The following is a 14,354-nucleotide window of genomic DNA, read 5'->3' as shown; positions in this document are numbered from 1 at the left end:
TGGAGGGCCCCGGGCGCGACGCGGAGGGCGCGCTGGCCCTCGATCTGCTCGTGGTGCTGGACGCCCCGCAGCTGGACGTGGACGCGGCGGCCCTGCTCGTCGAGCAGCTGCCCGACGGGGCCGGTCTGCTGCTCAGCGGCGACCCCGGCACGCTCTGGTCGGCGGGGCCCGGCCGGGTCTTCGCGGACCTGCTCGCGGCCGGGATCTGCCCCAGGATCTCCTCGCGCACCCCGGACTTCGGCCCCGTGGGCGAGCTGGTCTCGGGCATCGGCATCGGCGAGCTGAACGCGGTGGACGCGCCCGGCAAGGAGGTCGTGATCGTCCCCGTCCGGGACGCGGCCGAGGCGATCCACCGCACCGTGCAGCTCGTGGCGGACTCGGTGCCGCGCGCCATCGGGGTGCCCCCGGAGCAGACGCAGGTGATCACGGTCGGCCACGGCGGCGCGGCGGGGACACGCGCGTTGAACGCGGCGCTGAAGGAGCGGCTGAACCCCGGCCCGGGACGCTTCGGCGGCTTCGACCCCGGGGACCGGGTGGTGCACGTGCCCGCTCCCGGGCAGGTCCGGCCGGGCCGGGTCGTCGGTGCGGACGCCGAGGGCCTGCGCCTGGACTGCGACGGCGAGCCCGTGGTCGTCCCGAAGGACCGGGTCGAGCAGGCCGTGCGGCACGGCTGGGCGGTCACGGGGCACCAGGCCGTGGGCCTGCGCCGGCCGGCCGTCGTGGTGGTGCTGCCGGGCGACGCGACCCAGGGTCTGACCCGGCCCTGGGTCTACACGGCCTTCGGCCGTGGCGAGCGGCATCTGTCCGTGGTGCACGGGGCGGACGCGGCGCTGCCGCGCGCCGTCGCGGAGATCCCGGCCAAGCCGCGCACCACGCGCCTGGGCACCCTCGTCCGGGGCCAGCTCCCGGCCTCCTGACCGCGCACGCCGGTGCCCCGCGGGGTACCGGCACACCGGCGCCGACAGCACGCCGCTCCCGCACCGGACTTCCGGGCGGGGGCGGCGTCGGCTAGCGGTCGGCGTCCGCCAGGAACGCGTCGACGTCGTCCGCGCCGGTCGCGCCGTCGGCCTCGCCAGGGTCGTCGGGGCCGTCGGAGTCGTCGGAGTCGTCGTCGAGGTCCTCGTCGTCGAAGACCGAGCTGACGTCGAAGCGGCACACGACGCTCTGCGGGTCCGCCTCCTCGAACGGGGACTCCAGCCACTCCCCCAGCTCGGCGGGCTCGTCGGCGGCGACGACCCACAGGGTGGCGTCCCCCTCGTCGAGGCCGAACTCCTTGTGCCGCGAGGCGATCTCGTCCGGTTCGAACTCGCCGAACAGCACGCCGAGCGCGGCGTGCACGCTGCTGCCCGCCCCGGACGCGGCCTCCGAGTCCGCGTCCGGTCCGGCGTCGAGGTCGGCGACCCGCCCGGCCTGGGCCAGCAGCCGCTGCGGTTCCACCACGGCGTAGTCGCGGCGGATCAGCACGCTCAGCGCGTGCGGTTCGTCGGGACCGGTGTACGGCGGCAGCGAGTCGTCGCCGCCGGGGATCTCGAAGGGGGTGACCTCGTCGTACCGGTCGTAGAGGAGTTCGTCGTACTGCTCGGCCGCGACGGCGAGCTGGTTGAACGCCTCGTAGACGGCCGGGTCGTCCTCACCCGACCGGCGCTCGACAGCCGTCAGGTGACGGTCGAGCGCAGCCTTGACCGCCTCCGCGGCGGCGCGTACCTCGGCAGCGGTGGGCTGCGCAGCATCAGACATAGTGCAGACGCTATCCGTACCGGGCCACTGCCCGCACAATAGATGCGATGCCGGAATACGAATTTGTCGACGTGTACGTGCCGCGCGGGGTGTCCCGCAAGGAGGCGACGCGTCTGCTGACGGACCATGCCGAGTACGGACACTGGGAGTTGTACCGACTGAGCCTGCACCGGGACGGGAGCCGCAGGGTGCGGCTGCGCCGCCGGATCATCCGGCAGGTGCGGGCCACGTGGTGACCTGTACCTGACGCGTGCACGGACAGGAACGGAGCGGGCCCCCTTCGTCGGGGACCCGCTCCGTGGCCGTGGGCTGCCCGGTGGCCGCCCGCACGGTCGGTGACCGCGGCGGCCCGGGCGCCGGTTACGCCGCGGCCCTGGCCCGGCGGTAGAGCACCGCACCCGCGAGCAGCGCGCCCGCGCCGACCGGCACGACCGCGCCGATCGGCAGCGAGCTGCCGGTCTCGGCGAGCTGGGCCTGGCCCTTGGGCGGGGTGACGGTCTGCGTCACCGGCTCGTTGGGCTTGTCCGGCGTGCGCGGGGTGACCGGCTTCTCCGGCGTACCGGGGTGGTGCGGCGTGGCCGGGGGCTGCTCCGGCGGGGCCGCCTCGTCGTTCGCGCAGTCGTTGCCGCCGGCCGCGTTGCCCAGGCCGATGATGTCGATCGAGTTTCCGCACGCGTTGACCGGCACGTCGATCGGCAGCTGCACGTTGTTCCCCGAGCCGACGCCCGGGGAGCCGCTGGTGTGGCTGCTCGCGTGCGAGCCGCCGCCGGACGACGAGCCGCCGCCCGCGTGGCTGCCGCTGCCGCCGCCGTCGGAGGTGTTGGCGCAGCTGTTGCCGGACGCCGGGTTGAGCACCCCCACGACATCGATGGTGTTGCCGCACAGGTTCACCGGGACGTGCACGGGGACCTGGACGGAGTTGCCGGACGCCACACCGGGCGAGTCGGACGCGCTGCCGTTCGCACCGGCGTCGGCGTAGGCGATGCCGCCGGTCACTGCGAGCGCGCCGGACGCGGCCGCCACGGTGATCAGGCCTTTGCGCATGACCTGTCGCATAGCTTTCCCTGCCTTAGAACTCTGCTGAGCGCCTCATCGAAGGCGCTGGAGAGGCACGGGGGCGGTGTGCGTCCCGTGCCGGAGACCCAGCGGCCCCGGAGTGCATGGCGCGCACTCCGGGGCCGACGGACTCAGACCCTCAAGGGGTGGGGCACAACAACGTCAGTTGTTGACGCAGGCGTTGCCGAAGGTGGGGTTGAGCAGCCCGATCACGTCGACCGTGTTGCCGCACAGGTTCACCGGCACGTGGATGGGCGCCTGGATGACGTTGCCCGAGAGCACGCCGGGGGACTTCACGGCAGCACCCTGAGCACCCGCGTCGGCAGCGGCGAGACCCGCACCAGCGAGCACCAGACCACCGGTGGCAGCCGCGACGGCGACGACCTTCTTGATCATTATTCCTCCTAGTTGACAAGTGCAGTCCCAGCCGCGGACTGCACTCCCTGTAACGAGGAGGGGCCATTGGGGCTACGAGCCGCCGGCGCCTTTCACTCTTTTCGGTCAAGCACGTACAGGCGGACGAATGTCCGCAGGTGCGCGCGGTTGACGCCGACGGCGGCTCGCGTCCCGTTCAGGACCAGGTCAGGAGGCGTCGATGAACCGGTCGAGGACCCGGACGCCAAACTTCAGGCCGTCCACCGGTACCCGCTCGTCGACTCCGTGGAACATTCCGGCGAAGTCCAGCTCGGGCGGCAGCTGCAGCGGCGCGAAGCCGAAGTTGCGGATGCCGAGCTCGACGAAGGACTTGGCGTCGGTGCCGCCCGACAGCATGTACGGCACGGCCTTGGCGATCGGGTCCTCGGCGACGAGCGCGGTCTGCATGGCCGCGACGAGCGCCCCGTCGAAGTCCGTCTCGACGGCCTTGTCGGCGTGCACGTCCTCGCGGACGACCTTGGGGCCGAGGATCCGGTCGAGGTCGGCGAGGAACTCCTCCTCGTGGCCGGGCAGGAAGCGTCCGTCCACGTGCGCGGTGGCCTCGCCCGGAATGACGTTGACCTTGTAACCGGCGCCGAGCTGGGTCGGGTTGGCGGTGTTGCTGAGGGTGGCGCCGATCAGCTTGGCGATGCCGCCGAGCTTGGCGATCGTCTCCTGCATGTCCTCGGGGTCGAGCTCGGTGCCGAGGGCGTCGCCCAGCTCGTCGAGGAAGTGGCGTGTCGTCTTGGTGACGCGGACGGGGAACTCGTGCCGGCCGAGCCGGGCGACCGCCTCGGAGAGCTCGGTGATCGCGTTGTCCCGGTGGATCATGGAGCCGTGCCCGGCGGTGCCGGCCACGGTCAGCTTCATCCAGTGCATGCCCTTCTCGGCGGTCTGCACGAGGTACAGCCGGCGCCGCTCGTTCACCGAGAAGGAGAAGCCGCCGACCTCGCTGATCGCCTCGCTGACGCCCTCGAACAGCTCGGGGTGGTGGTCCACCAGGTGGTGCGCGCCGAACGTGCCGCCGGCCTCCTCGTCGGCGAGGAAGGCGAGCACGATGTCGCGCGGGGGCTTGCGGCCCGTGCGCAGCCGGTCGCGGACGACCGCGAGGGTCATCGCGTCCATGTCCTTCATGTCGACGGCGCCGCGGCCCCAGACGCAGCCGTCGGCGACCTCTCCGGAGAACGGGTGGTGCGTCCAGTCCGCCGCGTTGGCCGGGACGACGTCCGTGTGGCCGTGGATGAGCAGCGCGGGCCGCGACGGGTCCTCGCCCTCGATCCGGGCGACGGTGGAGGCCCGTCCGGGGTGGGACTCGAAGATCTTCGGTTCCAGGCCGACCTCGGCGAGCTTCTCGGCGACGTACTCGGCGGCCTTGCGCTCCCCCGGGCCGGAGTGGTCGCCGTAGTTGCTGGTGTCGATCTGGATCAGCTCGCGGCAGAGGTCGACGACCTCGTCCTGTCCGGAGACGGCCCTGCCCGCGCTCGACTCGCTCACGCTTGTTCCTCTCTCCCTGTCTCCCTGTGGTCCCCCCTCATCCTCTCTCCCCCGCCGCCGTGACCCAAGGGCGGGCGGCCGTCGTCACATGGCGTTCACAGGGCCGACCTGCGGAAAGGGGGTGTGATCGAGGCACTCGGAATCCCTGGTAATGTTCTCTGTGTCGCCGCGGGGAACACCCCGCACAGAGCGGCAGACACCTTGTCCGGGTGGCGGAATGGCAGACGCGCTAGCTTGAGGTGCTAGTGCCCTTTATCGGGCGTGGGGGTTCAAGTCCCCCCTCGGACACCAGCACGGACCCCTGTCGATCAGGGGTCTTCTGCTTTTCCGGACTGCTTCCACGTCGGCCTCCGCACGGCCTCCGAACTCTTTCCGGGCCCTTCCGGGCTCTTTTCTGTCATTTCTGGGCACTTTTCCTTCAGGGGCGTTTCCCGGTACGGGCACGCCCCTGCGGCCGGTCCGGCGAACGGGGCGTTCCGCTGCGCGACGGGCGCCCGGCACCGGCGCGTCGCGCGCGGCGGGCATCCAGGTGTCGGAGACTCCTGCGCGGTGCGCACCCCCGGAAGGACGGCTGAGCCGTGGCGACGACACTCCCCCCTGCTCTGCGGCGATGGCCGGTGCGGCGGTTGCTGCCCGTGGTCCCGCTCGTCCTCGTCGGCGCGTGGGTCGCGGGGAACTGGTCGGTGTTCTCCTCCGGGCTCGGTGAGTTGCGCGGCGCCGACCGGGGATGGCTCACGGCGGCGGCGCTGCTGACGGTGGCGTGCTGGGTCCCGGTGTGCCTGCTGCGGCAGGGCACGGTCCTCGAACCGCTGCCCGCCGGGCGGCTGTTCGCGTCGCAGGTCGCGGCCGGCTCGGCGAACCACCTGCTGCCGGCGGGGCTGGGCGCGCACGTCGTGACGCTGCGGTTCCTGCGGGTGTGCGGAGTGCCCTCGACCCGGGCCTGCGCCTCGCTCGCGCTGTACTCGCTCACGCAACCGCTGGGCCGGTACGGGCTGTTGGTGGCCCTCGCGGCGCTGTCGCCCGACCCGCTGTCGTTCGGCGGGCCGCTGTCGGCCGAGCGGGGGCTGACGGCGCTGGCCCTGCTCGTCGCGCTGTGCGGGGTCGCGGCCGCGGTGCTGTGGAGGGTGCGCTCGCTCCGGGGGGTCGTGCGGAACTTCCTCACCACCGCGCTCACCGACGCCAGGGCCCTGCACGCCCGGCCCGCCCGGGCCGCGGCGCTGTGGGGCGGGGCCGTCGGGACGCCCGCGCTCCAGGCCGCGGTCATGGTCGCCGTGGCCCGCGCCCTCGACCTCCCGGTGCCGGGGATCGAGATCGCCGTCGCCTACCTGGCCGCCTCCCTCGCCGCGGGCATCGTGCCGACCCCCGGCGGCATCGGGTCGGTCGAGGCGGCGCTGCTGCTCACCCTGGTCGGCGTCGGGGCGCCGCTCTCCCAGGCGACGGCGGCCGTGCTCGGGTTCCGGCTGATCACCGTGTGGCTGCCGCTGGTGCCCGGGGCGCTGGTGCTCGCCGTGCTGGTGCGGCGCAAGGTGATCTGACGGACGGGAACGCAGGACGAGCAGCAGGCCGGGCTCGACCCGGACGGGCGGGGGTACGTCGGTCGTGCGCCCGGCGTCAGGGCTCCGGCCGGGCCAGGGGGCGGGGCAGCGGTTGGGGCAGGGGTTGGGGTTGGGGCTGGGACTGGGTTCGGCGGGTGAACACGAGGGGGCGTGCCGCGCGGAGGGCGAGGGTCAGGGCTCCGAGCAGGACCGCGTCGGGGCCCGTCGTGCTGGCCGCCAGGCGGGGGCGGAGCGGGGTGAGACGGTGCAGGGTGTCGGTGACCGTGGTCAGCAGGAGGTCGGCGCCTGCACCCACGCCCCCGCCGAGCACGACGAGGTCGGGGTCGAGGACGGCGGTCACGCCGGCGACGGCCAGGGCGAGGCGCTCGCCCTCCTGGCGTACGGCGGCGGTGGCGGCGGGGTCGCCGGCGCGGGCGGCGTCGAAGACGCGTTTCGCGGTGAGGGGGCCGGTCAGACCGGCGGCGCGGGCGGATCGCACGACGGCGTCGGCCGAGACGGCGTCCTCCAGGAGGCCGCGGCGGGGCGCGGAACCGCCGGCGGGGACGCCGTCCAGGGGCAGGAAGCCGATCTCGCCGGCGGCGCCGTGCGCGCCGACGAAGAGTTCGCCGTCGGCGACGACGCCCAGGCCGAGGCCGGTGCCGATGAGGACGTACACGAACAGGCGGCTGCCGGCGCCGGTGCCGAAGGCGTGTTCGCCGAGGGCGGCGAGGTTGGCGTCGTTGTGGACGGACAGCGGGGTGCCGAGGCTCTCGCGCATGCGCTCGACGAGTCCGGGGCGGCCCCAGCCGGGCAGGTTGACGGCGTAGCGGACGCGTCCGGTGGTGCGGTCGAAGACGCCGGGGGTGCCGACCGCGGTGTGCACGATGTCGGCGGTGGTGAGGCCGGCGTCGGCGAGGGCTCCCGCGGCGCAGGCGACGGCCGCGTCGGCGACGCTCGTGGCGCCGCGCCCGCGGTTGGGCAGTTCGGCGCGGGCGACGACGGTGCCGGAGAGGTCGGCGACGGCGGTGCGCAGGCGGGCGCGGCCGATGTCGATGCCGAGGACGTGCCCGGCGCCGGGGTCGGGTTCGTAGAGGACGGCGACCCGGCCGCGGCGCTGGGCGTGTGTGCCGGCCTCGCGGACCAGGCCCGCGCGGGCGAGCGCGGCGAGCGCGGAGGAGACGGTGGGCTTGGACAGGCCGCTGTCGCGGGCGAGTTGGGCACGGGAGGCGGGCCCCTCGGTCCGTAGCCGTTCGAGCAGGAGCCATTCGTTGTTGCTGCGCAGGCGCTGCCGGTTCCAGGCGGGGGGTGTGCTCACGCGTCGGCCCCGGACGCGCGGACGTGGCAGGCGGCGGTGTGGCCCTCGGCGACGGGCCGCAGGCGCGGGGTGACGTGGTGGCAGGCGTCGACGGCGAGGGGGCAGCGGGCGCGGAAGCGGCAGCTGGGGACGGGGTCGATGACGACCGGCGGATCGGTCCTGGCGGCGGCCGCGTCGACGTCGAGCGGGGCGCGCGGGTCGGGCACGGCGGAGAGCAGCAGCTCGGTGTAGGGGTGGCGGGGCCGGGCCAGGACCTCCTCGGTGGGCCCGGTCTCGACGATGTGGCCGCCGTACATGACGGCGATGCGGTCGGAGAGGTAGCGGGCGCCGGCGATGTCGTGGGTGATGTAGAGGATCGAGACGCCTTCGCTCTCGCGCAGGTCGGCCATCACGTTGAGCAGGCCGATGCGGATGGAGACGTCGAGCATGGAGACGGGTTCGTCGGCGAGGATCAGTCGGGGCCGGTGGGCGAGGGCCTGGGCGAAGCCGATGCGCTGGCGCTGGCCGCCGGAGAGCTCGTGCGGGTAGCGGTCGAGGATCTCGGCGGCGGGGTGGAGGCCGACGGCCTCGACGACGCGTTCGGCCTCGGCCGTCCGCTCGGCGGCGGTCAGTTCGGGGCGGTGCAGGGTGAGTCCGCGCAGGATGCCGTGGGCGACGCGGTGGGCGGGGTTGAGGGACGCGAAGGGGTCCTGGAAGACCATGGGGACGTCGCTGCGGTAGGCGAGGCGTGCCGTCCGGCCGCGCCGGGCGGTCAGCGGCTCGCCCCGGTAGCGGATCTCGCCGCGGGTGGGCCGGTGGACCTGGGCGACGAGCCGGGCGAGGGTGGACTTGCCGCTGCCGCTCTCGCCGACGAGGGCGACGATCTCGCGTTCGCCGACGGTGAGGTCGACGTCGTCGACGGCGTGCAGGACACGGCGGGTGAGGCCGGTGCCGACCTTGAAGTGCCGGGTCAGTCCGACCGTTTCGAGGAGCGGGGTCATCGGGCGGCCTCCGTGAGGTGCAGCAGGCAGCGGGAGCGGGCGGCTCCGGCCTCGTACAGGTCGGGGGCGGTGTGGTGGCAGGCGTCGTGGGCGAGGGGGCAGCGCGGGGTGAAGCGGCAGCCGGGCGGGGGCGAGGCGAGGTCGGGCGGACTGCCGGGGATGCCCCGGAGCGGGACGCGCGGGCCCCGTACGGAGGGGAACGCCTCCAGGAGGCCGCGGCTGTAGGGGTGGGCGGGGTGGTCGAACACGGTGCGGGTGGGGCCCTGCTCGACGATCTGACCGGCGTACATGACGAGGAGCTGGTCGGAGAAGTGCGAGACGAGGGACATGTCGTGGGTGACGAACACGACGGCGAAGCCGAGGAGTTGCTGGAGTTCCTTGATCTGCACCATGAGGGAGCGCTGGGCGACGACGTCGAGCGCGGAGGTGGGCTCGTCCATGATGACGAGGTCGGGGGTGAGCAGCAGTGCCATGGCGATCATGGCGCGCTGGCGCATGCCGCCGCTGAGCTGGTGCGGGTAGCTTCCGAGGTGCACGGGGTCGATGCCGACGAGGGCGAGCACCTCGGTGCTGCGGGCCCGGATCTCGTCCTTGGTGTAGGTGCCGTGGGCGGCCATGGCGTCGCGGTACTGGGCGGCGAGGGTGGTCACGGGGTTGAGGGCGTTCATGGCGGACTGGAGGACGACGGAGAAGTCGCGCCAGCGCAGCGCGTCGAGCTCGCGGCGGCCGAGCGTGAGCAGGTCCTGGCCGTGGAGGCGGACCTGCCCTGCGGCGACCCGGGCGGGCGGGTCGAGCAGTCCGGCGACGGCGTACATGAGGGTGGACTTGCCGCAGCCGGACTCCCCCACGACGGCCGTGAACTCGCCCGCCTCCAGGGTGAGTCCGACGGAGTCGACGGCGGTGACGGGGCCGCGGGGGGTGTCGTACACGACGCTGAGGCCGGTGACGGACAGCAGGGGGTCAGGCACGCTTGCGCTCCTTCCGCTCGCGGCGGCGCACGGGGCGCAGCGCCGGGTTGCCGATCTCGTCGAACGCGTAGTTGACGAGGGCGAAGGCGACGCCCAGCAGGGCGACGCAGAGTCCGGGCGCGATCGACCACAGCGGGGTGCCGGTCTGCAGGGCCTGCTGGTTCTGGGCCCAGTAGAGCATCGTGCCCCAGCTCTGGGAGTTGGGGTCGCCGAGGCCGAGGAACTGCAGGCCCGCGGCGCTGAGCACCGAGTAGAGGGCGGCGCCGAGGAAGTTGGCGACGATGAGCGAGGTCATGTTGGGCAGGACCTCGAAGACGATGATGTACGCGCGCCGTTCGCCGCGGACCCGCGCCGACGCGAGGAAGTCGCGGCCCCGCAGGGCGAGGGCCTGGACGCGGAGCTGGTTGGCGCCGTAGGACCAGCCGGTGAGGACGAGGACCGCGAGGATCACGGTGAGGGAGCCCTTGCCCGCGTACTTGGCGAGGATGATCACGAGGGGGAACGCGGGGATGACGAGGACGACGTTGGTCAGCAGGGAGAGCAGGTCGTCGGCGAGGCCGCCGAGGTAGGCGGCGGAGACGCCGACGACGACCGAGAGCACGGTGGCGAGGGCGCCGGCCACGACGGCGATGATCAGGGACTCGCGGGTGCCGTGGACCAGTTGGGAGTAGATGTCCTGGCCGAGTCCGGTGGTGCCGAGCAGGTGCGCGGTGGAGATGCCGAGGCGCGGCCGGTAGCTGAGCCGGTCGGGGTCGTCGACGGAGGTGAAGAGTCCGGGGAAGGCGGCGACCAGGGTGAACAGGAGGAGGATCGCGAGGCCGGTCATGGCCTTGCGGTTGGAGCGGACGGCCCGCCAGAGGCCGCCCCCGGCGCGGCCGCGCGGACGGGCCCGCTCGGGCGGCGGGGCGGTGACTGCGGTGGTGGAGGTCATCTGTGGTCCCTCGGTCCTAGGTCCTGTCCGGAGTTCCACGTCGTCCGTCCGGAGGACGGGCGCAGCGGCGGTCGGTGCGTGCGATCGGTGCGCGGGGGCCCAGGTCATGTGGCGGAGCCACCTGTCCTGGGCCCCCGCGCGGCGAGCGTGCGTGCCGGGCGTCGGGGCGCAGACGGGGAACTCCGGACAGGACCTAGCGTGCGGCCCGCGCCCGCGGGTCCAGCCATACCGTCGCGATGTCGACGGCGAGCAGGGCCACCAGGACGGCGACGGTGAACAGCATGAACAGGGCCTGCATCAGCGGGTAGTCGACGTTCTGGACGGCGTTGTAGAGCAGGTAGCCGACGCCCGGGTAGTTGAAGACGTACTCGATGAGGATGGCGCCGGAGATCACGAAGCCGAGGGACATGGCGAATCCGGCGAGGTTCGGCAGGATCGCGTTGCGGGCGCCGTAGGCGTACATGATGCGGCGGGGGCTGAGGCCCTTGGCGCGGGCCATGCGGACGTAGTCCTCGGCCAGTGTCGTGATCATGTTGTTGCGCATGGTGAGGATCCAGCCGCCGATGGTGGTGACCAGCAGCGTGGCCGCCGGGAGGACCGCGTGGGACAGGACGCTGCCGACGAAGCCGGGTGAGAAGCCGGGCACGATCGAGGTGTCGTAGTTGAAGTTGGCCGGGAGGAGGCCGCCGGTGCCCTGGGAGAGGACGAGGATGAGGAGCAGGCCGACCCAGAAGTAGGGCAGGGCGGAGGTCACGACGAAGATCGGCGGCAGGACGGCGTCGAGGGCGCCCCCGCGGCGCCATCCGGCGACGGTGCCGATGAGGGTGCCGAGTGCGAAGGCCAGGATCGTGGTGATGCCGACCAGGCCGAGGGTCCAGGGCAGGGCGCCGCCGATGAGCTGGGTGACCGGCTCACCGAGCGACTGGCCGATGGAGCGGCCCCAGTCACCGGTGAACATGTGGCCGAGGTAGTCGAGGTACTGGACGGCCACGTTCTGGTCGGGCTTGAAGCCGAACGACGTCAGCATCTGTTCCAGGGACGCGCGGGGCACCCGGCCGCGGGTGCGGACGATCAGCGCGTCGACCGGGTCGCCCGGCATGATCCGCGGGATGAAGAAGTTCAGGGTGAGGGCCACCCAGAGCGTCAGGACGAAGAAGCCCAGGCGGCGCAGGATGAAGCGCACGGGTCACCGCCTACTGGGCCGACGTGGAGTACAGGTGGGTGAGGACCTGCCCGGTGTCCGGCCAGGTGTACGCGGAGGGCTGGGCGTAGGGGTTGTCCTCGGTGGGCCAGCCGGCGAGGTCCTTGGTGTTGTACTGGAACCAGCTGACGGACTCGACGACCGGGATCACGGGCACGTCGTCGAGCATGTGCTGCGCGACCTCCTTGACGATGGCGGTCTGCCGCTTCTCGTCGGCGGAGGCGTAGTCGTTGAGGAGCTTGTCGACGTCGGCGTTGCGGTAGCGCTGCCAGTTGGTCGAGGCGTTCTTGCCGAGCGGTGCGGTGTTCGCCGAGTGCAGCATCTGGCGCAGCTCGTAGTACGGGGAGGGGCCGCTGCTCTGCTGGGCGTAGTAGGCGAGGTCGTAGTCGCCGGTGTAGAGCCTGCTGACCATGGTCTGCTGGGCGAGGTCCTGGACGGTCAGGTCGATGCCGACGGCCTTGAGGTCCTCCTTGATGACCTTCAGGGAGGCGTCCCAGTCGGTGTAGCCGGTGATCGTGATGATCTTCAGCTTGAGCGGCTTCGCGGGCGAGTAGCCGAGTTCGCCGAGGAGCTTCTTCGCGCGGGCCGGGTCCGGCTTGTCGAAGCCGGCCTTCTTCACGGCGGCCGCGTCGTAGTACTTGTCGAAGGTGGGGGTGACGATGCCGGACTGGTTCGCCGCGGGTTCCTGGCCGCCGACGCCGATCTCGGAGACCTTGTCGCGGTCGATGGCGTAGGAGATCGCCTGCCGCACCTTGAGGTTGCTGGTGTTCTTGTGCGACGGATCCAGGTTGGGGTGGATGCTGACGTTGAGGACGGGCGGCGACCAGGTGTGGTTGTCGGGTGACTTGTCCAGGTAGAACTGCTTGATGCCGGGGATGAACTGGCTGCCCCACTGGGCCTTGCCGCTCGCCAGGTCGAGGTTGGCGGGCGCGTTGTCGAGGTACGCCGGGTACTCGACCTTCTGGAGGTACGGCTTGCCGGTCTGCCAGTAGTCGGGGTTGGCCTTGTACTGGATGTTGTTGGGCGTGCACGGGTCGACCTCGAAGGGGCCGGTGCCGACGGGCCTCTTGTCGACCCAGGTCTCGGGGTGCGCGGCGGCCGCGCCGGTGCCGAAGACGTGCTCGGGCACGATGGGGACCTGGTGCGCGAAGGCGTAGAAGTAGGGCTGGGCCGCCTTCTCGAAGGTGAGGGTGACCCGGTCGCCGGCGGCCTTGACGGACTGCAGCCCGGCGGTGGTCCACAGCGCGTACAGGTCGGTGGCCTTCTGCTTCTTCATGAGGTTGAAGGTGAAGGCGACGTCCTTGGCGGTGAACGGCTCGCCGTCGTTCCACTTCACGCCGGAGCGGATCGTGAAGTCGATCTTCCGCTTGTCGGCGCTCCATCGGTAGCTCTTGGCCAGCATGGGCGTCTCGGCCGCGTCCTTGAGGGTGTTGACGAAGACGAGCGGCTCGTAGACGAAGCCGATGGAGGTGTTGTAGACGGCGGGGTTGAAGGGGTTGAAGTTGCACGGCCAGGTCTGGCCCGCCGTGTTGGCGATGGTGACCGTGCCGCCTTTCTTCTTCGGGCCGCTGTCCTGGGTGGCGTTGTCCTTCTTGCCGTCGTCCTTGTGCTGGGTCTGCGAACAGGCCGTCGCCGTCACGGCGAGCGCGCCGATGACCGCGGCGGCGAGGATGCGCGTGGGCCTCATGGGTACCAGTCCCTTCGTGGGCCGGTGGTGCGTCAGTTTCCGGAGCGCGCGGCCTCCACGGCCAGCGCGAGGGCCCCGAGCAGGGGCGCTTCCTGGGGGTGCGCGGCGAGCGTGAGCTGCGGCGGGTACGGCACGGCGGCGTCCAGGGCGCGGCGCAGCGGTGCGTGCAGGGCGGTCCAGGACCGGACCATGCCGCCGCCGACGGCGATCCGTTCCGGATCGAGGGCGATGGTGAGGTTGACGAGGTGGAAGGCCAGTTCGTCGACGAAGGTGCCGATGTGGGCGGCGAGTTCGGTGGAGCCGTGGGCCGCGGCCGCCTCGGTGAGGGCCCGGCCGCTGACGACCGTCTCGAGCGGGGTGCGTGCGCCGATGGCCCGGCCGACGTCGGCGACCGTGCGCAGGTTGTAGCCGATCTCGCCGGACGCGCCGTGCCGTCCGGTGAGGACCTGTCCGCCCGCGACGAGGGCGACGGCGAGCCCGGTGCCGAGGTTGACGTACAGGCCGGGGTCGCAGCCGCGGAGCGCGCCGGCGAGGAGCTCGTGGCGTGCCGCCGCCTTGACGTCGGTGGCCAGGCGGAGCGCCGACTTGGGGAAGGCCAGGGCGAGTTCGCGGCCGAGGGCGAGGTGCTCCCAGCCGGGGATGTTGGGCGCGAGGGCGACGCCGTCCTCGCCGGGGATGCCGATGGTGGACACGCCGACCGCGGCCGGTTCGCGTCCGGCGAGCAGGGTGCGGGCGGCGTCGACGGCCCGCTCGAGTCCGGCCCGGGCGCCGTGCTCCGGGGCGGTCTCGACGACGAGGTCGTGGAGCCTGGTGCCGTGCTGGTCCGCGACGGTCAGGGCCGTCTTGGTGCCGCCGAAGTCGAGGGCGAGCACGACGGGGGTGGGTGGGGGCACGTTCACGGGGAGCTCCTCACGCGTACGGGAGGCGCCGGTAAAGTTACGTAACTATACGAGCGGGAACTATACGAGCGCCGCGGTGTACGCGTAAGTCCCCGTGCAGGGAACGGTGGTGACGTGCCGTCAGTGATGCTTGGCCC

At 72.6% G+C, this 14,354-nt stretch carries 13 protein-coding genes, 1 tRNA gene and 1 pseudogene; 4 read left to right on the top strand and 11 right to left on the bottom strand.

What is annotated here, in order from left to right; translation table 11 throughout:
* Window positions 1-917, top strand: a pseudogene (locus GTW43_RS21420) (ATP-binding domain-containing protein); the annotation flags it as partial.
* 91 nt (window positions 918-1,008) lie between these two features.
* Here GTW43_RS21420 and GTW43_RS21415 read toward each other — a convergent pair.
* Window positions 1,009-1,737 (bottom strand): hypothetical protein, encoded by a 729-nt coding sequence (locus tag GTW43_RS21415; protein WP_161303636.1) that lies wholly within the window; start codon window positions 1,735-1,737, stop codon window positions 1,009-1,011.
* Between the two features lie 47 nt (window positions 1,738-1,784).
* Here GTW43_RS21415 and GTW43_RS21410 point away from each other — a divergent pair, with 47 nt between their 5' ends.
* Window positions 1,785-1,973, top strand: a complete 189-nt coding sequence (locus GTW43_RS21410) for a DUF5703 family protein (protein ID WP_161303635.1) — start codon at window positions 1,785-1,787, stop codon at window positions 1,971-1,973.
* A gap of 124 nt (window positions 1,974-2,097) precedes the next feature.
* Here GTW43_RS21410 and GTW43_RS21405 read toward each other — a convergent pair whose 3' ends face one another.
* The 3 genes from GTW43_RS21405 to GTW43_RS21395 all read right to left on the bottom strand — a co-directional run bounded on the left by GTW43_RS21405 (window position 2,098) and on the right by GTW43_RS21395 (window position 4,701).
* The gene (locus GTW43_RS21405; protein ID WP_161303634.1) at window positions 2,098-2,793 is read right to left on the bottom strand and encodes a chaplin family protein; all 696 of its coding nucleotides are present in this window, start codon (window positions 2,791-2,793) and stop codon (window positions 2,098-2,100) included.
* Window positions 2,794-2,955: 162 nt separating this feature from the next.
* On the bottom strand, window positions 2,956-3,189 hold the full coding sequence (locus tag GTW43_RS21400; protein ID WP_161303633.1) for a chaplin: 234 nt from the start codon (window positions 3,187-3,189) through the stop codon (window positions 2,956-2,958).
* Between the two features lie 186 nt (window positions 3,190-3,375).
* Window positions 3,376-4,701: a M20/M25/M40 family metallo-hydrolase gene (locus tag GTW43_RS21395; protein WP_161303632.1), complete on the bottom strand. Its 1,326-nt coding sequence runs from the start codon at window positions 4,699-4,701 to the stop codon at window positions 3,376-3,378.
* Window positions 4,702-4,904: 203 nt separating this feature from the next.
* Here GTW43_RS21395 and GTW43_RS21390 point away from each other — a divergent pair.
* Window positions 4,905-4,992 (top strand) — tRNA-Leu (locus tag GTW43_RS21390).
* A gap of 287 nt (window positions 4,993-5,279) precedes the next feature.
* Window positions 5,280-6,236 carry a lysylphosphatidylglycerol synthase transmembrane domain-containing protein gene (locus GTW43_RS21385; RefSeq protein WP_343246078.1) on the top strand — a complete coding sequence of 319 codons (957 nt, stop codon included), beginning with the start codon at window positions 5,280-5,282 and terminating at the stop codon, window positions 6,234-6,236.
* Between the two features lie 76 nt (window positions 6,237-6,312).
* On the opposite strand, the gene GTW43_RS21380 is transcribed toward GTW43_RS21385, so the two are convergent.
* The 7 genes from GTW43_RS21380 to GTW43_RS21350 form a co-directional block, all read right to left on the bottom strand.
* Entirely contained in the window at window positions 6,313-7,551 is a 1,239-nt protein-coding gene (locus GTW43_RS21380; RefSeq protein WP_161303631.1) for an ROK family protein, read from the bottom strand.
* On the bottom strand, window positions 7,548-8,531 hold the full coding sequence (locus GTW43_RS21375; protein ID WP_161303630.1) for an ABC transporter ATP-binding protein: 984 nt from the start codon (window positions 8,529-8,531) through the stop codon (window positions 7,548-7,550). Before GTW43_RS21375 ends, GTW43_RS21380 begins: the two co-directional genes overlap by 4 nt.
* A complete protein-coding gene (locus tag GTW43_RS21370; protein WP_161303629.1) occupies window positions 8,528-9,499 on the bottom strand; it encodes an ABC transporter ATP-binding protein in 972 nt (323 codons plus the stop codon). The genes GTW43_RS21375 and GTW43_RS21370 overlap by 4 nt, the downstream gene beginning before the upstream one ends.
* The gene (locus GTW43_RS21365; RefSeq protein ID WP_161303628.1) at window positions 9,492-10,430 is read right to left on the bottom strand and encodes an ABC transporter permease; all 939 of its coding nucleotides are present in this window, start codon (window positions 10,428-10,430) and stop codon (window positions 9,492-9,494) included. Before GTW43_RS21365 ends, GTW43_RS21370 begins: the two co-directional genes overlap by 8 nt.
* A 193-nt stretch (window positions 10,431-10,623) precedes the next feature.
* Complete coding sequence (locus tag GTW43_RS21360; RefSeq protein WP_161303627.1) at window positions 10,624-11,613, bottom strand: ABC transporter permease; 990 nt, start codon at window positions 11,611-11,613, stop codon at window positions 10,624-10,626.
* 10 nt (window positions 11,614-11,623) lie between these two features.
* Window positions 11,624-13,318 carry an ABC transporter substrate-binding protein gene (locus GTW43_RS21355; protein WP_202501780.1) on the bottom strand — a complete coding sequence of 565 codons (1,695 nt, stop codon included), beginning with the start codon at window positions 13,316-13,318 and terminating at the stop codon, window positions 11,624-11,626.
* A 32-nt stretch (window positions 13,319-13,350) separates the two neighbouring features.
* A complete protein-coding gene (locus GTW43_RS21350; RefSeq protein WP_161303626.1) occupies window positions 13,351-14,217 on the bottom strand; it encodes an ROK family protein in 867 nt (288 codons plus the stop codon).
* Window positions 14,218-14,354 lie beyond the last annotated feature (137 nt).

The organism is Streptomyces sp. SID5785, from assembly GCF_009870065.1.
Classification (GTDB): Bacteria; Actinomycetota; Actinomycetes; order Streptomycetales; family Streptomycetaceae; genus Streptomyces.
The sequence above is the reverse complement of the archived record's forward strand: the minus strand, read 5'-3'. Positions and strand labels throughout refer to the sequence as shown.